The 20,154-nt window shown below is 63.2% G+C and carries 18 protein-coding genes; 4 read left to right on the forward strand and 14 right to left on the reverse strand.

The genetic code is table 11. The features are described from left to right. Nucleotides 1-59 precede the first annotated feature (59 nt). Together HS101_05640 and HS101_05645 are read left to right on the forward strand one after the other, a co-directional pair. Nucleotides 60-1,148 (forward strand): hypothetical protein, encoded by a 1,089-nt coding sequence (locus HS101_05640; protein MBE7505755.1) that lies wholly within the window; start codon nt 60-62, stop codon nt 1,146-1,148. Between the two features lie 29 nt (nt 1,149-1,177). Next, nucleotides 1,178-1,828, forward strand: a complete 651-nt coding sequence (locus HS101_05645; GenBank protein ID MBE7505756.1) for a hypothetical protein — start codon at nt 1,178-1,180, stop codon at nt 1,826-1,828. Nucleotides 1,829-1,966: 138 nt separating this feature from the next. On the opposite strand, the gene HS101_05650 is transcribed toward HS101_05645, so the two are convergent. From HS101_05650 to HS101_05710, 13 genes are all read right to left on the reverse strand, one after another. Continuing rightward, complete coding sequence (locus HS101_05650; protein ID MBE7505757.1) at nt 1,967-5,179, reverse strand: error-prone DNA polymerase; 3,213 nt, start codon at nt 5,177-5,179, stop codon at nt 1,967-1,969. A gap of 15 nt (nt 5,180-5,194) precedes the next feature. Further along, nucleotides 5,195-6,754, reverse strand: a complete 1,560-nt coding sequence (locus HS101_05655; protein ID MBE7505758.1) for a DNA polymerase Y family protein — start codon at nt 6,752-6,754, stop codon at nt 5,195-5,197. Beyond that, the gene (locus tag HS101_05660) at nt 6,648-7,514 is read right to left on the reverse strand and encodes a hypothetical protein (GenBank protein MBE7505759.1); all 867 of its coding nucleotides are present in this window, start codon (nt 7,512-7,514) and stop codon (nt 6,648-6,650) included. The genes HS101_05655 and HS101_05660 overlap by 107 nt, the downstream gene beginning before the upstream one ends. 113 nt (nt 7,515-7,627) lie before the next feature. Continuing rightward, nucleotides 7,628-8,341, reverse strand: a complete 714-nt coding sequence (locus HS101_05665) for an SOS response-associated peptidase (GenBank protein MBE7505760.1) — start codon at nt 8,339-8,341, stop codon at nt 7,628-7,630. A gap of 95 nt (nt 8,342-8,436) precedes the next feature. Beyond that, the gene (locus tag HS101_05670) at nt 8,437-9,066 is read right to left on the reverse strand and encodes a hypothetical protein (GenBank protein ID MBE7505761.1); all 630 of its coding nucleotides are present in this window, start codon (nt 9,064-9,066) and stop codon (nt 8,437-8,439) included. A gap of 129 nt (nt 9,067-9,195) precedes the next feature. Continuing rightward, nucleotides 9,196-9,708 carry a DUF456 domain-containing protein gene (locus HS101_05675; GenBank protein MBE7505762.1) on the reverse strand — a complete coding sequence of 171 codons (513 nt, stop codon included), beginning with the start codon at nt 9,706-9,708 and terminating at the stop codon, nt 9,196-9,198. Nucleotides 9,709-9,729: 21 nt separating this feature from the next. After that, nucleotides 9,730-10,005, reverse strand: coding sequence for a EutN/CcmL family microcompartment protein (locus HS101_05680; GenBank protein ID MBE7505763.1), 276 nt, complete (start codon nt 10,003-10,005; stop codon nt 9,730-9,732). Beyond that, nucleotides 10,002-10,283: an ethanolamine utilization protein EutN gene (locus tag HS101_05685; GenBank protein ID MBE7505764.1), complete on the reverse strand. Its 282-nt coding sequence runs from the start codon at nt 10,281-10,283 to the stop codon at nt 10,002-10,004. The genes HS101_05680 and HS101_05685 overlap by 4 nt, the downstream gene beginning before the upstream one ends. Further along, nucleotides 10,283-10,864 (reverse strand): BMC domain-containing protein, encoded by a 582-nt coding sequence (locus HS101_05690; protein ID MBE7505765.1) that lies wholly within the window; start codon nt 10,862-10,864, stop codon nt 10,283-10,285. Before HS101_05690 ends, HS101_05685 begins: the two co-directional genes overlap by 1 nt. A gap of 7 nt (nt 10,865-10,871) precedes the next feature. Further along, on the reverse strand, nt 10,872-12,335 hold the full coding sequence (locus HS101_05695; GenBank protein ID MBE7505766.1) for an aldehyde dehydrogenase EutE: 1,464 nt from the start codon (nt 12,333-12,335) through the stop codon (nt 10,872-10,874). Between the two features lie 97 nt (nt 12,336-12,432). After that, entirely contained in the window at nt 12,433-12,720 is a 288-nt protein-coding gene (locus tag HS101_05700) for a EutN/CcmL family microcompartment protein (GenBank protein MBE7505767.1), read from the reverse strand. Between the two features lie 100 nt (nt 12,721-12,820). Beyond that, the gene (locus HS101_05705; protein ID MBE7505768.1) at nt 12,821-13,126 is read right to left on the reverse strand and encodes a BMC domain-containing protein; all 306 of its coding nucleotides are present in this window, start codon (nt 13,124-13,126) and stop codon (nt 12,821-12,823) included. 87 nt (nt 13,127-13,213) lie between these two features. Beyond that, the gene (locus HS101_05710; protein MBE7505769.1) at nt 13,214-13,852 is read right to left on the reverse strand and encodes a hypothetical protein; all 639 of its coding nucleotides are present in this window, start codon (nt 13,850-13,852) and stop codon (nt 13,214-13,216) included. Between the two features lie 186 nt (nt 13,853-14,038). On the opposite strand from HS101_05710, the gene HS101_05715 reads away from it, so the two are divergent. Next, a complete protein-coding gene (locus HS101_05715) occupies nt 14,039-16,363 on the forward strand; it encodes a tetratricopeptide repeat protein (GenBank protein ID MBE7505770.1) in 2,325 nt (774 codons plus the stop codon). Nucleotides 16,364-16,386: 23 nt separating this feature from the next. Here HS101_05715 and HS101_05720 read toward each other — a convergent pair whose 3' ends face one another. Further along, nucleotides 16,387-18,543, reverse strand: a complete 2,157-nt coding sequence (locus HS101_05720) for a S9 family peptidase (protein MBE7505771.1) — start codon at nt 18,541-18,543, stop codon at nt 16,387-16,389. 232 nt (nt 18,544-18,775) lie between these two features. Here HS101_05720 and HS101_05725 point away from each other — a divergent pair, with 232 nt between their 5' ends. After that, on the forward strand, nt 18,776-19,369 hold the full coding sequence (locus HS101_05725) for a hypothetical protein (protein MBE7505772.1): 594 nt from the start codon (nt 18,776-18,778) through the stop codon (nt 19,367-19,369). Nucleotides 19,370-20,154: the final 785 nt, after the last annotated feature.

A 20,154-nucleotide genomic window follows, 5' to 3' on the forward strand; every position in this document is an offset into this window, starting at 1 on the left:
ATCAACGAAGCATCTGTTACAATCAGGACTACTCGCCCATATGAAGGAGATGATTCACGATGATTCGATCAAATCGACTCCACGCATTCCTTCTCGCTGCCTTCTGTTTAATGACCTGCACGGGCGGCGGTTGTCCGATGCAGATGCCCACCCCCGGCCCCGAAGGACCGCCCGGCCCCATGGGCACCGACGGACAGCTCAGAATCTATGGCAACGGCTCGGCCGGCGCACGCGTCGTCAGCAGCGATGAAAACTGGAACGACGCCTCTCAGGCGCCGATCAACCTGCAATTCACCGATCTGACCATCAGCGCCGGCGCCACCCTCATGCTGCCCAGCGGCATGACCATCCGCTGCACCGGCACATTCACCAACAATGGAAACATCGTCGTCCGCACCGGCGCCGACGGCGGCTTCGCCGGTCACGACGGGCCCGGCAACGACGACCTCGCCAATGGTCCGGTCGATCCCGTCGCGGGAATCGGGACCATCGCCGCACAGGCCGGAGACGCCGGTGACAACGCCGCGGCACGATTCGGCGGCCGGGGCGGATTCGGCATCAGCGAGTTCGAAGCCCGCCAGGTCACCACCGTCGCGACGGCGGCCGGCGGCGGCGGCGCCGCGGCGGGAACAGATGCATCCGGCGGCGTCACCGACAACAAGGGCTCCTCCGGCGGCGGCGGCGTACGCATTCTCGTCATGGGAGCCATCACCAACTCCGCGGACGCAAACATTTCCGCCGATGGCGCTGAAGGCGAGGGCGGCGGCGGCGCAGGCGGCGTCATCATCATGGCATCCATGACCTCCATCACCAATGCCGGCGCCATATCCGCAAACGGCGGCGACGGCGAGGCCGGCGACAGCAACGAAGGCCCCAGCGGCGGCGGAGGCGGCGGAGTCGTCCACTTCCTCGCCCCGACCATCACAAACAGCGGCACGGCAACCGTCGCAGGCGGCGCGGCCGGCGCGGTCGGCCCGGGCGTCTCAGCGGTCGATCGTTTCGGCGGCGGAGGCGGCGGCGCATCCGGCGGAAGCGGCGGCAACGGCGGCATCGTTCCAGCAGGCGCGAATCCGACCCCGCTCGCCGCGACAAGCGGCGCCAGCGGTTTCGTCCTCCAGTCGCAACTGGACCCGACGTCGCTCTTCTAATTGTGAAGTGCCGCGCAAAGGACACGTTAATGACAGTGAAAAACTCTCAGGATTTTGATGCATGGATTGGGCAAGTCTTTGACCATCCCTCTTGCGGACCTGAGTGGGATGATGCCGCAGGTCCGTGTCCATCGACTGCAGCAGAGTATCTGGCTCAGTTATTCGAGGCTCCTTGCGCCTTGCTCGGTAGGTTTTCCGAGAAGCAGATCGCCCTTGGCCTTGAGCGGTTGCTGTCGAATGCCAATTCAAATTATGTATTTGTCTTGGCGGATGAGTCCGTGCCACAGGAACTTCAGTTGCGCGTCGTTAGTTCGTTATACACACTGTTCAAGGACTTGCTCGCGAAGATATGTTCGGAAAACGTCGGAGTCGACCACCCTCATCGGCGACCGGCAGATTCGATTTGCTTCATGATGTGGGATGCAGGTCTCTTACAGATCTATCCTGAGCGACCCGAGCACCGCATTGTCGATTTGGCAATACTTGATGTTCTAGGCCGGATTCTTGCTTTGCCGTCACAAGCTTGCCAAAAAAGCGCTTTGCATGGGCTTGGACATGCTCATTATGACTATCCGGACGCAATACCACCGATCATTGACGCGTTCTTAGCGGATCATCCAGACCTGAACGAGGACCTTCGCGAATATGCACTAGCTGCGCGAGTTGGTGGTGTTCTGTAGGTGGATGCAATTCTCTGACAAGAGTCATGGTCTTTCGAGTTCTTCTACCACCATCATGGCAAGGTGTTTATCGAGTCGTGGAGCCAGACCACAAACGGCAGAGTGCAATTCGCCGATTCCAGCTTGGTTGCGTTCGCACTAACGAAAATCCCGCGACATCGCCGGCAGCGAGAGTGTCTCGTCCGTCACCTCCTCAATCCGGCTCGGCAGGATGTGCACCACGCGGCCATCCCGCTCGACGCGGCCATGGGCGATGATCGTCCGGCCGTACAAAGCCGCCGTGGCGCACCGCCGATATACCCCGGGACGCACGATCAGATCGGCGCGGCCCGTCTCATCCTCCAGCGTCATGAACATGACACCCTTCGCCGTCCCCGGCCGCTGCCGAAACAACACGATCCCCGCGACGCAGGCCATGCGCCCATGCGGGCAGCACTGCTCGTCCCGAATCTGCGCCGCCGTGAGGACGCGGCGCTTCGTCAGCACCTCACGGATGAACGAAATCGGATGCGCCTTGAGTGACAGCCCGACGGCATGGTAATCGCGGACTACTTCGCCCGGCGCCGACACCGGCGGCAGCAACGCCGGCTGATTCGCCGACTCCGACTCGCGCCAGGCGGCGTCAAACAGCGGCAGCGGCTTTCCCCGAAGCGACTGCACCGCCCACAAGGCCTGCTGCCGGTCCAGCCCCATCGACCCAAAGGAATCCGCCAGCGCCAAAACCTCCAGCGCATGAGCCGACACCTCGCTCGCCCGCCACAGATCGACCACCGATGCAAAGGGCCCCCGCTGCCCCACCGCCTGATGGATCGCGCCGGCGTCGGATTCGCGCAGGCCTCTGACCATCCGCATGCCGAGTCGAACCGCGCCGCCCTCCTCCAGCGTGCAGTCCCACGCGCTGTGGTTCACGTCCACCGGCCGCACCGTCACACCGTGATCCCGCGCATCGCGGATGATCTGCGCCGGCGCGTAAAAGCCCATCGGCTGACTGTTGATCAGCGCCGCCGCAAAGACGGCCGGGTAATAACACTTGATCCACGCCGACGCATAAACGAGCAGCGCGAAGCTCGCTGAGTGCGACTCCGGAAAGCCGTACTCGCTGAACCCCTTGAGCCGCTCGAAGCACTGCTCCGCGAACGCCCGCTCATACCCGTTGCCCACCATCCCCTCGATGAATCGACTGCGATAGCGCGGGATCGAGTCCTTGCCCCGGTTCTTCCACGCGCTGATCGTCCGCCGCAGCATCTCCGCCTCTCCGGCCGTGAAGCCCGCCGCGACAATCGCCAGCGCCATCGCCTGCTCCTGGAAAAGCGGCACCCCCAGCGTCCGGCTCAACACCTTCTCAACCTTCGCATCGGGATAGATGACCCGCTCCTCACCGTTGCGACGGCGCAGATAGGGATGCACCATGTCGCCCACAATCGGGCCGGGCCGGACAATCGCGACTTCGATCACCAGATCGTAAAAGCACCGCGGCTTCAAGCGCGGCAGCATCGTCATCTGCGCCCGCGACTCAATCTGAAACACGCCGACCGTGTCCGCCTTGCAGATCATGTCGTACACCCGCGGGTCCTCCGGCGGAATCGTCGCCAGCGACAGCGACCGGCCGTGATGACGCTCCACCATGTCCAGCGCCTTGCGGATGCAGCTGAGCATCCCCAGGGCGAGCACATCCACCTTCAACATCCCCAGCGCCTCGATGTCGTCCTTGTCCCACTCGATGATCGTGCGGTTCGCCATCGCCGCATTCTCAATGGGCACCAGCTCGCACAGCGGCCCGCGCGAAATCACGAACCCCCCCACGTGCTGCGACAGGTGACGCGGAAACCCGAGGATCAAAGCCACAAGCCGAACGAACAGCCCAAGCTGCGCATCCTTCGGATCGAGCTGAAGCGACGCGAGCTTGTCCATCGTGAAACCGTCCTCGTGCCAGTCATGCACCCGCTTGGCGATACGGTCCACCGCGTCGAGCGACAGCCCCAGCGTCTTGCCCACGTCGCGGATGGCGCTGCGACTGCGATACGTGATGACTTCCGCGGTCAGCCCCGCCCGGTCGCGGCCGTATTTCTCGTAGATGTATTGAATGACCTCCTCGCGGCGCTCGTGCTCGAAGTCGATATCGATGTCCGGCGGCTCGCTCCGCTCCTTGCTGACGAAACGCTCGAACAAAACATTGATACGGTCCGGGTCCACCGCCGTGACCCCCAGACAAAAGCACACCGCCGAGTTCGCCGCCGCCCCGCGACCCTGACAAAGAATGCCCCGCGAACGCGCGAACCGAACCAGATCGTGCACCGTCAGGAAATACGGCGCGTAGTCCAGTTCGTCGATCAGCCGAAACTCGTGCTCAACCTGCCGGCGGACTTTTTCCGAAATCCCCTCCGGATATCGCTCGGCGGCTCCCTCCCACGTCAATTGACGCAGATGCTCCATCGGCGCGAGTCCCGGCGGACAAATCTCGTGCGGATACTCATAGCGAAGCTGATCGAGCGAAAACCCCGACGCGCGACGCGCGATCTCAACCGTCCGCGCGATCGCCTCGGGATGGTCCGCGAAGAGCCGCGACATCTCCTCCGGCGGCTTGAGATGACGTTCCGCATTGGAAAACAGCCGGAAGCCCGCCTCGTCCAGCGTGCAGCCATGACGCACACAGGCCATGACATCGTGCAGCGGCGCCCGCTGCGGAATGTGATATTGCACGTCATTCACCGCGACCAGCGGAACGCCCATCTCTCGTGAAAGACGTATGACCGTCTGCTGGCAGCGAGGGTCGTGAGCCGTATAGAGCCGGGCAATGGCCAGAGAAAAACGATCGTCATCAAACAAAGTGGCCAGTCGGCCGATCACCCCCGGCACGTCCGCATCATCGGGCGATGCAAACCACGCAACGGCCAGCAAACCCTCGCAATGATCGGCCAGATCATCCAGCCAAAGATGACATTCGCCCTTGCCCGCGCGCCGCTTGCCGACCGTCAGCAACCGGCACAGCCGCCCGTAGGAAGTGCGATCCGTCGGGTAAACAAAGAGCGACAATCCCGTCGGCTCGACAAAGCGCAGCCGCGAACCGACGACAAACGGAAGGCCCGCCTCCTTCGCGGCCACGTGTCCCCGAACGATCCCGGCCAGCGTGTTGCAATCCGTGATGGCGATGGCCCGATACCCCAGCAGCGCGGCCTGCCCGATCAGTTCATCCGCATGACTCGCCCCGGTGAGAAACGTGAAGTTACTGGTGACAGTGAGCTCCGCGTACGCAACCGGCGAGCGCGCACACGCCGCATCAGCCGCCCGCGCTTCAGCCGCGCCGCGCTTAAATGGGTGGGCATGAACTTTCGGATCCGCTGGATCGGGCACGACGCTTGTCCTCTGCTACATCCATTGACCGTGCACGAACCAATCGCCCGACCGTCCATCTTGAAACACCCACAGTCGTCGCCCATGCTCGTCGTCGATCTCGTAGTAGTCCCGCGTCCCGCCCCGATCCTTCCACCACGGAAAGACGATGCGCTCCGGCCCGACCCCGGCAACGATATTGCCCGATCGACCACGCCAATCCAGCCAGACCGGCGGCCCATCGGGCACGAGCGACATGACGCGAATCGGCTCGGGCCTCTCAAAAAGTTGTGAGGGTCTGTCGGCAGGATCGACGGCCTGCTCGATCGCGCTCGCGCGCCCCGGCGAGCGCGACGCGATCTCATGAACGGCCGTGGCGACAAACGTCCGCTCCGGGACATAGCTTTCGGTCGCGTCAATCTGCCTGACCGTCCCGGCGCCGAGCCGGTCGATCAATTGATCCAGCAGCGCGCCCAGCGCCGCGGGTTGATCGACCGCCTCGCGCGCCGCATCACGAAGAAACGCCGACTGCTCGACCGGGATGCGCCCCGTGCGAACGGCGCGCAGAATAATCGCCTCGACCCCATGACCCAGGTGCGCCCGCTCCAGTTGGGATGAGAGAAGTTTCCAAAGGTGCGAAAGATCGCAATTGGGATAGGTCAGTCGCAAAGTCAGAACGTGCGGCGCAAGCTCCGCACGGCGCAGCGACACGCTCAATTCCAGAACACCCAGACCGCCGGGCCGCAGTTGCGTCAGCAACCGGGCCAATAGTTCGCGCGTCGTGGCCTCAATCATCTCAAACCGCCGATTGGGTCCGTCGAACTCGTACGATTCCTCAATACGGCGGACAGGCTGAACAGACCGGATCGTCTCCTCCATCGCGCCGGTCGTCTGATCCAACCGCCGAAGCAGCGCGGAACCGAACCTCGCCGCCAGTTCGTCGCGCGGCAAAACCAGAAGATGCTCGATCCGCTCGATCCCGACGTCGGCCAGAGACTCCACCGTCCCCGCGTCGATCCGCAGCGCGCTGACCGGCAGCAGTGACAGCGCCGCGTACATCTGGCTCTCGCCAATCCACGTGATCGGCTCCTCGCCGTATCGCGCCAGCGCCCACGCGCACGCAAACGTCGGGGCCACCGCCAGCCTTCTGCGAAGCCCCGCGCGTCGCAACGCCTCCGAGATGCGATGCACATGCTCGCGCTCGCCGCCGAATAACTTTCCGCAACCGGCGATGTCCAGCATCAACCCGTCCGAACCATCGGGCGATACGACCGGGGCAAAGCGCAGCATCCAGCGGGCAAGCTTGTGCAGTGAATCCGCGTCAGCCTCCGGCGCCGCCTGCTGCTCCTCGACCACCACGCCGGACAGCAGCGAACGCGCATGAGCCAGCGTCATCCCCACGCGCACGCCCGCCGCCGTCGCGCGCTCACAACAAAAGGCCACCTGCTGTACCGAGCGCTGCGAAGTCCACAACAGCCACGCCGACGTCTCAGCCGGCGCGTTGTGGCCGACGCGTGAAGGCGACGTGCGCCTCTGTCTCCGGCGGGCCAGCCAGATCGGCCAGTCGGGCAGATAAACCGACAGTGCTCTTGGCACGATTCCACTCCAAGAGCCACTCGTGTGCGGCTCCGGTAGGCCGCATTCCTTTACAGCGCAGGAGTTCAACGATCCATCGGGGATGACCGCCGGCGGTCTGCTTTCCGGGCACCGAAGGCATCCAGTGAATCAGCCAGCGTGTCTGAGCGGCGGACAGTTCGCTCTGCTGTCGTGAAGGGCAGGTCGCCAGCACCCACTTGGATTGCGTCCGCGCCAGCGACTGAACCCGCTGCGTCGCGGCGCGATGAAAGCCGCTGCCGTCAGCAATGATGACGCCGACCGCCGGCGAACGAAGTGCCGAGTCAATGGCCCAGAGCCGCGCGGCCGCGTCCCGCGATGCAACGAACAGCGAGCGCTTTAGCAACCGTCGATCCCGGCCGCCGTCCCGTATGAGCACGCGCGGATAAGGGTGACAGCGCTCCCCGATCCACAGCGTCCAGGGCAGGGATGGTTGGTGATCGAGCGCCTGCCACGCCAGGTGTGCGAGGATACAAAGCGGCGGCGTCCAGCGAGCGTCAAGCGATCGAGCGCCTCCGGTCGACCCGCTGCCGCCGGCCTCCTCAACCCCGAACCACTCGTGCAGACCGCCGGCCGCCAGCCCGCCTCCAAGAACGGTGTCGATGTCCGGCCAGCCCGTCGGAAAATGCGCCGACGCCGGCTGATCGATGAAGCCGTGTCGCGGAACGACGTCGTGTCGCTCCTCGATGGCGCGAATCCGCGCCGCCAAATTTCGCAGATCCACTTCTCTGCTGACGCCCATGGCCACGGCTCCCACGATGTTCGGTATATGTTAGGTTATCGCGGGAGGGATTGCAAGGGGCTGAACGAACGACGGACAAGCCAAACGCGGCCAGCCCTTTGCCCCGGCGGCATTTAGGAAAGCTCGGCGATGCAGCTCGGATCGTCGTTTCGCGGACTGTTCACCTGACGGCTCACCGGAGAGACCACCAGCCACTCCACCGGACACGGAACCAGCAGCGCCTGAAGCTCCTCGCCCTTGGCCTCCGGACTGAGCCACAAGTCGTAATCCTCGGGCCGCAGAATCACCGGCATTCGATGATGAAACGGCCTCATCACCTCGTTGGCGTCCGTCGTGATGATCGTGAACGACTCAATCTCCTTGCCGTCCGGACTGACCCAGCGCTCCCACAGCCCCGCCAGTCCCATCGGTCTGCCATCCTTGCGCCGAATGTAGTGAGGCTGTTTGACCTCCTTGCCCTTCTGCATCGACTTCTGCCATTCGTAAAACCCGCTCGCCGGCACGAGGCACCGGCGCTTTCGAAATGCATCGCGAAATGAAGGCTGCGTAGCGACCGTCTCCGATCGGGCATTGATCGTCTTGTAGCCGAACTTCTCGTCTTTGGCCCAGTGCGGAATCAATCCCCAGCGGAGAATGTCCAGTCGACACTTGCCGCTCGCTTCAGAGAATCTGACCACGGCCATTTCCGCCGAAGCGGCAAGCCGAACGATCGGCACTTCCTGAGACGGGGCGATGTTATAGCGCGGCGCAACCGGAACCGGCTCGGCCAGATCGAATTCAGCCGCGAGTTCCTCCGCCTGCGCCAGCAATGTATAGCGACCGCACATGTCGGGCTCCTCGATGGATTGTAAGTCATCTTACATCAATCGATCCCCGCCTGCCGCCACGTCCCCCAGGCTGCAGGTCGTTCGAAGGCCCACCCCTATTCCGCAGGCGCGCTCGTCGCGGGATTGTCAGCCGCCTTGTCAGGCAGTGGATGTTCAAGGGCATCGAGCAGCGCATCATGCGCCCCCCAGTAGGCCGCCTCGGCATAGTACAGGATGGATTCCTCGTGCAACTTCCGCAGCGACTCCGCCTTTTCGACGCTCTTCTCGCGGATGCGAGGATACTGCTCCGAAAACATGCGCTGCATGCGCTGCCACATCTCGATCTGCTCGCGAATCGGCGCAAAGATGACCCCGTCGCGACCCTTCGCGGCCTTCGTGCGCGACATGAACAGCTCAATCGAGTCGTCCGGCCCGGCAAAAAGCATGTGAACTCCCCGCTCCATCCAGTCGGCATCCGTCGACAAGATCAACTTCGTCGCCAGCTCCACGCGTAGCGCCGAGTCTCGCGGGGTGCCGAGGATCGCCGCCACCCGCGAGGCGATCTCCGGCGTCTTGTGCGTCACGTGTGGAATGAGCAGCGCCGAGATCTCATCGCCCATCGCCGACAATTCGCGCTGCGCCGCCTCCCGCTCGTCAAAGCGTCTCGCCCCCAGTTGCCGGACAAGTTGCTCGACCTTCGCCTCCAGCGCCGGCGCGCTCGTCGGTTGAGTCGTCGGCGCGTCCACAGGTCGGCTCGTCGGTTGCTCCGCTGGCAACGACGCCAACACCATTGTCACGGCAAGAAGCGAAGACGCGATGGGCACGATGCGAAACACCATGTCGCTATTGTAGCGAATGAAACCGGGCCCGAGGGCTCACCACGCCGCGCGCAGCGCCATGGCGACCGTCGCCCCACCAATGACCATGGCCGCCGATGTCTTGGCCGCAAGACCGATGACCCGGCCGATCGTCGCGAAAAGACCCACTCTCGCCCCAGCCGCCAGGTTGTTTTGCTTGGTCAATTCCGCCCCCAACGCCCCAACAAAGCAGCCCACCAATCCCCCGATCACAGTCCCGATCACCGGCACCGGAACGCTGAGCAGAATCATCCCCGCAAATCCGCCGACCAGCGCCCCCAGCGCCGCCCGGCGACTCGCACCGCAGCGCCGCGCCGCCACAACAGCCGCCAGTGAATCGACCACCTCCGCCGCCACCGCCAGCAGCCCGAGCCCAACCAGCCACTGCCAGCCGATCCGCTGCCAGCCGTAATACCAGTCATAACCGATCGCGGAAATCAGAATGACCCACGTCCCCGGCAATTGCAGGACCGCCAGCACCGTGCCGGAAAGGCTCAGCGCGATCAAGCTGATAAGAAGAATCGTATTCACGCTGTGACTCGGCCCCGTGCGTTAATCCGCCGCCACTTCGACGGCATCGACAATCGCCACAATGACCGATCGCGCCGGCCCCATCGGGTCGTTGAGAACCTGTCTCGCCCCGTTGCCCTCGTCATTCACCAGCACGGTCTCGCCCACCCCAGCGCCCACCGAATCGATTGCGATCACATACTTGCCCGTCGGCTTTCCCGCCGGGTCGATATAGTCCACGATCAACAGCTTGCGATTCCTGTAGAAGGCGTGCTGAATCGTCGAGAAGATCGAGCCGCGTACGATTCCAAGAATCATGATTCCCCCCGCGGCATGTCCACCCCGTCCACGATTCCAATGATCGAATGATCCACCGGAACAAACCACGGATCCAGCGCCATCGCCGCCTCGCGCCCGCCTTCGTAATAGACCAGCTCCCCCGGCCCTGCCATCCGTGTGGCATCGCAGCACACAATCGGCGATCCGCCCGGCTCCTGGCGCGAGGTCAGCGGCTCGACAATCAGCATCGGCACGCCCTTCAACCCCTCATAGGCGACGCAGGGGACCACGGTGCCGATGACGCGACCCAGGTGCATCAGCGTCCCTCTCCAAAGTACGTCGACTTGCCGAGCATGTTGCGCAGGTCGTCGTCGATCCGTGGAATGATCGTCGTGCACACGCACTGATTCTTATAAGCCACCCGCCGCGAGCCGATCTCAACCGCCGCTTCCACGTCCGCCTGAATCCCCGCGAAATGCACAATCCCCTTGCCGTGAAGCCCGTCACCCAGGCGAATCTGCACCACGTGCACGTCGGCCCCCTTCACCGCCGCATCGGCCGCCTCGATAACCGCCGCCATCGTCTCTGTCTCGATCACCCCGATCGTATCGGCGTCCCATTTGCCCTTGGTCCCGAGGATCGCCCCGCGGACCTCGCCATGCACGTCCGGCAGCAGCACCCGATCGATGACCGAATCGGTCCCGACGCGCAGCCCCTCAACGTACGACTCCTCCACCGCCGCGACCTCGCCGGAAAAAAGCACAGCGTACTTGCCCGGCTGAATCGTCCCCGCGCGAATCAACGTGACCGGCGCCTTCTTCACCAGCAAGTCCGTCGCGCGCGTACCGATCGCGATGCTGGCGTATTCGATGAGTGCAATGGCGGATTGATCGGTCAATGGGTGCTCACACGATTCGGAAATGGTCCTTCACGACACAACGCCGCTCACGCGAAAATGACCGGGGGTCGGTCAGTCCTTCGCCCGTCGGACTCGCGATGGAAAACGAGCTGTATCCCTCGCCGCCTTCACCGAGCCCCGCATAGATCGGGCCGTTCTTCACGAAGATGCTGACGTTGATCTCGCGCGCCATCCGGCTCAGATTGCCCAGGTGCATCGAGTGCATCGACGCCGAGTGACCGAAGCGATGCTCCGCCGCGATCGCCAGGTCGATCGCCTCATCCGCGCTCGACACCCGCGCCACCGGCAGCACAGGCATGAGCTGCTCGGTCCAGATGAGCGGGTGATCGACCGGCACATCGAGCACCGCGAGCCGCACCGTGTCCGGCAGACGCAGGCCGATCTGCTCCAGGATCACGTTGGCGTTCTTGCCCACCCATTTCTTATTCGTCACGCCGGGCTTGCGCGGCCCGCGCATCTCTTCGAAGATGACCTTCTCCAACGCAGTAATCTGCGGCTTGGTGAGCACCACCGCGCCGTTCGCCTCCATCGCCTTCAGCAACTTGTCGGCGACCGACTGCACCACGAACACTTCCTTCTCGTCGGTGCACACAACGTTGTTGTCGAACGATGTACCCAGAACGATGTCGCGGCCGGCCTTCTCAATCACCGCCGTCTCATCGACCACGACCGGCGGGTTCCCCGGCCCGGCGCAGATCGCCCGCTTGCCGCTGTTCATCGCCGCCTTCACCACGCCCGGGCCGCCCGTCACCACCAGCAGCCGAACACCCGGGTGACGCATCAGTGTCTGTGCGCTCTCAATGGTCGGCTCGGCCATCGCGGTGACAACATTCGGTGGTCCCCCCGCCCGCACGATCGCCTCATTGATCAGCCCGACATTTCGACATGAAACGCGCTGCGCGTTGGGATGCACGTTGAAGACCACGGTGTTGCCCGCCGAGATCATCCCGATGCTGTTGCAGATAATCGTCGAGGTCGGGTTCGTCGTCGGCGTGATCGCGGCGATGACGCCGAAGGGCGCCCGCTCGATCAGTGTCAATCCATCGTCACCCGACCACCCCCGCGGCTCCAGAACTTCCGGCCCCGGTGTCTTCCGCGTCACCAACCGGTTCTTGATGATCTTGTCCTCAACCCGGCCCAGCCCCGTCTCCTCCTGGGCGTCGCGCGCCAGGCTGATCGCATGAGCCGACATCGACTCGCGAACAGATGCAATGACCAGCTTGCGCTTTTCCAATCCGAGCTTCGAAAACTGAACGAAAGACGCCTGCGCCGCCGCCACGCACTCGTCGATCGTGCGAAACACGCCCATCGGCAGCGCCCCGCCGCGCGACAGCGACTCCTTCACCGCCGGCTTGAGAACCGGACCGGCCGCCGCCTGACCGCCCGCCCCCAGTCGCTCCGCCACCATTCGGGCAATCGCGTCGAGTTGTGTGTCTGAAAGTGAACGCACCGAAAGGAATCCTCCAGAAGCGCCGGACGGATCATGGGACTTGCAAGATCAGGAAGCTCCGGCGCGGTTGCCGCCCGAGGACTCCCTTCTCAATCTATCATTTCTTGTACTTCTGCTCGCCGCCGACCTCCCATTGATCGACGATCGCCATCACGACCGCATCAACCGGCCGCTTGTCCGTGGCCACGGTCTGCCGCGCCGACGAGCCGCTGGCGTAAAGCACCATCTCGCCCACACCCGCCCCGACCGCGTCCGCCGCAACGACCGTGGAACCCGAGGCCTTCCCCTCCATGTCCACCCCGCGCAGCACGAGGAACTTCAGCCCCGAGAGACTGTCCTCCTTCCGCGTGGACACAACTGTTCCGATGACTTGGGCGAGGAGCATGAAATCCCCTACGGATATTGAGAATCGAAAAGGTGGAATTGAGTACCAATAAGCCAGGCGATCCGCCCGGCCTAAGTGCGCTCAATCCTCAACTCCACACTCAACTCTTCGCCGCCTTCTTGGCCTGCTCCAGCCGGCCCAGCGGCAGCGCGAGGTCCACATTGGTATGAGGGCGGGCGATCACATGGACCGAGACAACCTCACCGACGCGAGACGCGGCTGCCTGACCGGCGTCACAAGCCGCCTTCACCGCCGCGACGTCGCCCCGCACGATGGTCGTGACGTAGCCCCCGCCGATCTTTTCGTAGCTGACCAGCTCGACCTTCGCCGCCTTCACCATCGCGTCAGAGGCCTCCACCATCGCCGCGAAGCCTCGCGTTTCGATCATTCCCAGCGCATCCGTCATCGCACAATTCCTCCGACCGGTACTCCGGTCTGTTCATACCGTGTCAGCATCGCGGCTCTGGCATCCTCCTGCCGCACGCCGCATCATTCATCCGTGGTGTTTCTTTTCGATCTTCCGGCCGCTGACACTGGCAATCGCCGCCTCGGCGGCGCGATACGCCACGTCAATGTCGCGCTCCTCGCCGCCCAGATAAACGCGGCCGAAGCTGCCGAATGCCCGAACCTCGAGCACGTTTATGTTCGCCGCCTTCTCCGCCTCGTTCGCCGCCAGCGCCGCATACGCCGCCGGCTCCAGCTCCATGACATAAAGCGTGTGCCCCGGCAAGATCATGTTCCCGTGGCGCATCCGATTGATAAGCTGCGTCTGATAGGCGTCGATGTTCCGAATCACCTGGCTGGAAGAAACCACCGGCTTGTGCCGGTCATCCTCCTTCAGTTCCAGCGTCTCCAGAATCGCCCGGCCCGCCGCGCGGATGTCCGCCTGCGACTCCGAGTGAATCTCCAGCATCCCGTACAACCGCTCGACGATCTGCATCCCCGGCGTGACCCGAGTGCTTTTCAGCGCGATGTCCGTAATCCGGTTGATCTCGATGCCCGGTGAGATCTCCACGAACAATGACGCCATCCGAGGCACAGGCAAAAACCCCTGCGCCACCGTCGCGAGAAACGATGCGTATTGCGGCTGAAGGCTGTCGAGAAAAACGTATGACCGTAAGTCAACCATGATGTCGATCCGATTGATGGCGACGCATCAGCATCCGCTTGATGGCCGCCTGTCATCGACTGTCGCGAACCCGTGCAAACAAGCCAGACAAACTAGGGCCGGACCGCCCGGGTGTCAATCGCCCGCGGCCCTCCGCGCCCCGGTCTCCCCGTTCCAGCCGAACACCCATTCGATTACATTGACCAACCCATGAATGCGCAGATCGACTCCGACATCATGCCGCCCCTCGAACCGTCGCATCACGCGTCCAATCGCTTGGGTCGATGGCTCATCGTCATCGCACTCGCCGCCGTCGGCTTGTTGATCTTCGCCGCCTCCTGCCGCAGAATCTGGAACACAGATTTCTGGTGGCAGTACAAAACCGGCCAGCTCGTCGCCGAGCACGGCATCCCCCACCAGGACACCTTCTCCTACACCCGCCACGGCGCCGAATACATCGAACTTCGTTGGATCTTCTGCTACTGCCTGTATCAGTTGATGCGCCTCTTCGGACCGGCAGGCGTCATTCTCACCCAGTGCGCCGCCATGCTCGCCACTTTCGGCCTGCTCGCCGCCATGCCCGGTTCGAGAAAAGCCCTACCCGCCACAGCCCTCGCCGCAACCATCGCCGTCCTGGCCGCCAGCCAGCGGTTTCAATGCAGACCCGAGCAGGTCAGCTTCCTCTTCCTCGCCGCGTTCCTCTGGCTCATCGACATGTCGCGCCTGCGCAGCCCGCGCTGGGCCATCGCGATCCCCTTCCTTCAGATCATCTGGTCGAATTCCCACACCATCTTCATCCTCGGTCCCCTCGTCGTCGGCGCATGGCTCGTCGGCGCCCTCCTCGATCGCTTCCTCGCCGGCCCAACGACCGCCGAACCCCCGAAGCGCCCCAGCGAAATCCGTGTCGCATCGATGACACTCGCCGCCACCCTCTTGGCCATTCTGCTCAACCCATACGGCTGGCGCGGCATCGCCTTCACATTCCAGCTCGCCACTGAGATCCACGGCACCGCATTCAAAAACAACATCTCTGAGTTTGCGGATACCTTTTCGCTCTCGCAGGACTACACCGCCGTCTTGTTCCTCAAGCTGCTCATCGCCCTCGCCGTTCTCTCCGCCGTCATCAACTGGCGGCGCATCGATCGGTTCCTCCTCATCGTCTGCCTCGCCATGGGTTACCTGTCGTTCACCGCTATTCGAAACCTCCCCTTGTTCGCCATCGCCGCCGTCCCTTTTGTCGCCCAGAACGTGGCCCGCTCCCAACTCTGGGATCGCCCCTTCGCTCGCCGTTACCTCCCCGCCGGCCGCATCATCGCCTGCCTGGCCGCCATCCTCGTCTGCACCGTCGGCGCGTGGAGCAACATGACCGACCGCTTCCACGTCCGCCAGAACGACAACAACCAGTTCGGCATTTCCCTCGCAAACAACCGCTTCCCCATCGAGGCCTTCAAGTTCTTCACCGAACAAAACCTCCAGGGGCCCGTCTTCAACACCATGATGGAAGGGGGCTACCTCCTCGCCAACGACGTCCCCGTCTTCATCGACTCCCGGCTCGAAGTCTACGGCGAAGAATTCTTCCTCGACTTCCTGCGCATGATGGCCGATCCCGCCGACTGGAACAAAGCCGTCGACAAGTACGATTTTCGCGTCCTCTTCGTGGAATTAGGCTTCGCCGCCTCCGGCCTCGTCAGCGACAATCCCAATTGGCCCCTCGTCTATTTCGACGATGTCATCGCCATCTACCTGCGAAGCGACTGCCTCGCCGGCCTCCCGGTCATCGGCCGCGATGTCCCGTTCGAGCCTTCCCTGCAGCGCGCCGCCGCCAATCATCCGCCGGTTAAGCCGATCGACGACACCTCGCTCTTCGCCCGCGTCTCATCGCCCTTCGCCGCCTACAAGCTCGCCATGTTCCTCTACAACATGCAGCAGTTCGCCGCCGCCCTCCCCTTCGTCGACAACGCGATCACCATCAAGCCCGACTTCGCGCCGTTTTTTTCCCTTCGCGCAAAAATCATGGATCAACTCAAGCGGCTCCCCGATGCCATCGCCGCCTACGAAGAAGCGATTCGCCTCGACCCGACCGACACGACCAGCCGCGGCCTCCTCGGTCGCCGATATTTCTCCAGCAATGATTTCGACAGGGCAGCCCCTCTGCTCGAAGCCTCGGTAGACGCCATCCCCGACAACGCCGTCAACTGGGCCCTGCTCACCAGAATCTATCTGTCGCGTTCAAAACTCGATCAGGCACTGAACAGCGCCCGGCGCAGCGTCGAGTTCGATCCCACCAATGCCCAGTACAGAAAAGACCTGGCAAAGATCTATCTCGCTCTCGGCGAAATCGAGCCCATGATCCCCGCATTCCTCGAAGCCGCCCGTCTCGCCCCCGATGACTGCGGCATCTGGCGCGACATGCTCAGCTCCCTCATCAAGATGAAGCGCATCGACCGCGCACGACCCCTCGCCGACCAGGTGCCGCCCGCCTGCCGCCAGTCGCCCGAAGTCGCCGCCCTGCTCCAACAGCTCAGTCCGCGCTAAGCCAGCCGCCCCGCCCAGCGCCCTCAGATCTTCGTGTCGTCCATCTTCAGCGCCCGAACCAGAAACGCCCACATGTCCGCCGCCTCGTCGATCTGCTTCGACGTCGGCTTGCCCGCACCATGCCCCGCGCGCGTCTCAATCCGGATCATCACCGGATTATTCCCCGCGTTGCACTCCTGCAACCGCGCCGCGAACTTGAAGCTGTGGCTCGGCACGACCCGATCATCATGATCCGCCGTCGTAATCAGCGTCGGAGGATACGCCGTCCCCGGCTTCAGATTGTGCAGCGGCGAATACGCATACAGCGTGTTGAACTGGTCGGTGTCATCCTCCGAGCAGCCGTAGTCGCTCGTCCACGCCCAGCCGATCGTAAACTTGTGGAATCGAAGCATGTCCATCACGCCGACCGCCGGAATGCACGCCCCGAACAAATCAGGCCGCTGCGTCATGCACGCACCAACCAGCAGTCCGCCGTTGCTACCGCCCAATATGGCCAGCCGATCACTCTTCGTATACTTGTTCGATATCAGCCACTCACCCGCCGCGATGAAGTCGTCAAACACGTTCTGCTTGTTCTTCAGTCGCCCGGCATCGTGCCATTCCTTGCCGTATTCACCGCCGCCGCGCAGGTTCGCCACCGCATACACCCCGCCCATTTCCATGAACACCAGCCTGCTCACCGAGAACGACGGCGTGATCGACGCATTGAACCCGCCGTACGCATAAAGAAGCGTCGGGTTGTCGCCGGTCAGCGTCAGACCCTTCTTGTGCGTGATGAACATCGGGACCTTCGTCCCGTCCTTGCTCGAATAGAAAATCTGCTTCGTCTCGTACCGGCCGGGATCAAAATCGACCTTGGGCTGCCGATAGACACTGCTCTGCCCGCTCACCATGTCATACCGATAGATCGTCGGCGCCATGTTGAAGCTCGTGTACGAATAAAATGTCTCCGTCTCCTTGCGCTTCCCGTCAAAGCCGCCCGCCGTCCCGATGCCCGGCAGCTCGACGTCGCGAACCGACTTTCCGGCGAGGTCGAACATCTTGATCTGCGTATGCGCATCCTTCAGATAGTTGCACACAAACATGTCATTGATCACCCCGACGCCCTGAAGCGTATCGGTCGACTGCGGGATGATTTCCTTCCAGTTCGTCCGCGCAGGACTGCGCGTGTCGATCGCCAGAACCCGCCCGCGCGGCGCATTCAGGTCAGTCTTGAACCAGAACACCGGCCCATCGTTCTGAACAAAGTCATATTCGGCGTCGAAGTCATTGAGCAGCTCGACCACCTTCGTCGATCCCCCGCCCAATTCCTTGTAGAAGACCCGGTTCTTCTGCTCCGTCCCCTTCCACACATTGATGATCAGATACTTGCCGTCCTCCGTCACGCTGCCGCCGAAGCCCCACTCCTTCTGGTCCGGCCGCTCGTAAACCAGCACGTCATCCGCCTGCGCCGTGCCGATCTTGTGGTAGTAGAGCTTCTGGAAATAGTTCGTCCCCGCCATCTCCTCGCCCGACTTCGGCGCGTCGTATCGACTGTAGAAGAATCCCTGGTTGTCCGTCGTCCACGCCGGATAAGAAAACTTCACCCACTCCAGCTTGTCCGGCAGGTCCTTGCCCGTCGCCACCTCGCGAACCTTCACCGTCCGCCAGTCCGAGCCCCCGTCTGAAAGCATGTACGCCATGTGCGTGCCGTCATCGGAGATGGAGTACTCGCCCAGCGAAACCGTGCCGTCCTTCGACAGCGTGTTCGGGTCGATCAGTACCGTCGGCTCCTTGTCCAGCGAGTCGGTCCAGTAGATCACCGACTGATTCTGCAAGCCGTCATTCTTGGAGAAGAAGTATCGCCCGCCCTCCTTCTTCGGCAGCCCGTACTTCTCGTAGTCCCACAGCTTCGTCAGCCGCCGCCGAATCTTGTCGCGCGCCGGAATCTCCGCCAGCCACGCATTCGTCACCTTGTTCTCTGCCTCAACCCACGCCTTCGTCTCCGCGGAGTCCAAGTCCTCCATCCACCGATAAGGGTCCTCGACCTTCGTGCCGTGATAGTTGTCCACCACCTCGACCTTCTGCGCCTTCGGATAGACCAGCGGCTCCTGCGAATACTGTGTCGGCTGCGCGCAGCCTGCCGAAATGCAGCCCAATAGGGCGACGACTGCGAAGCATCGTGAGGCAACTCGAAACATGTCGGTCTCCTTCATTCGGGGCGATTCGTCGTCGCCCGTCTTGCCGTGGGGGGACGCGGCCCTCCGCCTCGTCATCGAGACGCCAGGGGCAGCGGATGCCGGATAATCCAAGTCGCCCATTCTAACGGACGGGCCGATCCAACGCATCCAGACAGCCTCGCCTTGCCCATCCGGAAGACACGCGGGACAATTACGTTCTTCCAATAGCACCCCAACACGTGGAGGCCCCGCCATGCTGCCGCAACGCCTGATCGCCATTGTCATTTCGATGTCACTGGTCGCTTTTCTCGCACTCTCCGCCGCGCCGAAGTCCGCGAGGTCGGACCAGCCCGACGCAGACAAATCCGCAGCAGGCGAGAAGCCCTCCGACAAGAAGGCCGCCACAAAAAAGGAGTTGGAAGTCGAGTTCCAGCAGACGCTCTCCGGCAGCATCCTTCGCGGCACCTGGCAGATGGTCAAAGGCGAAGAAGGCCTCGCCGGAAAAGTCCCCCTCATGGACCCCAAGCCGGAAGAGTACACCATCGGCAAAGTCTCCAAGGCCTCCGACGACTACTGGATCATCAATGCGAAGATCAAGTACGCCGACCGCGAAGCCAACATCCCCGTCACCGTCCGCGTCGTCTGGGCGGAAGACACCCCCATCATCACCCTCGACAAAGTCGCCCTCCCCGGCCTCGGCACCTACTCCGCCCGCGTCATGATCTATCGAAACTTCTACGCCGGCACCTGGTTCGGCGACTGCTACGGCGGCATCCTCTCCGGCCAGATCACCCGCCCCGCAATCCCCGCCTTCCCCTCCACCCAACCCGCCGGAACCATGCGCTGACCAAGCCTCCGCGCCGATCCAATCCCCGCGCCGATCCAATCCCCGCGCCGATCCAACCCCCGCGCCGATCCAATCCCCGCACGATCATTCCCCGTCGCACTCTCCCCGCACGATCATTCCCCGTCGCACTCTCCCCGCGCGATCATTCCCCGTTACACTTTCCCCGCGCAATCATTCCCCGTAACGCTCTCCCCGCGCAATCATTCCCCGTAACGCATTTCCCGCGCCGATCCGATCCCCGCGCGACCCCCACCGCGGCTTGCCGTTTGGCGACGCCGCACCAACCCACTCCCCACGACGTAGCCCGCGCTCCCCACAAAAAAAACCACCCCCGCGCCCCATCCGCAGCACCGCGCGCCCCCCATCCGTAGCGTCACCCCTTGTGGGTGACGACGTAACGCTCGACATCCCCATCGGCGTCATCTCCCGCGTAACCCCCCGCCCCCCATCCGCAGCGCCGCGCGCCCCCCATCCGTAGCGTCACCCCTTGTGGGTGACGACGTAACGCCCGACATCCCCATCGGCGTCATCTCCCGCGTAACCGCACACCCTCCATCCGCAGCACCGCACGCCCCCCATCCGTAGCGTCACCCCTTGCGGGTGACGACGTAACGCCCGACATCCCCATCGGCGTCATCTCCCGCGTAACCGCACACCCCCAAAGAAAAAGGCGCGCACGTCGAGCAAGTATTCGCCAATAGAGCTCGAACCCAACACGCTCAAAAAAGATGCACGCAATGAACGAATCGCACATCCTCCAAACCGCAAGCCCCAGGCCTCATGTC

The organism is Planctomycetia bacterium (assembly GCA_015075745.1).
Classification (GTDB): Bacteria; Planctomycetota; Phycisphaerae; order UBA1845; family UTPLA1; genus UTPLA1.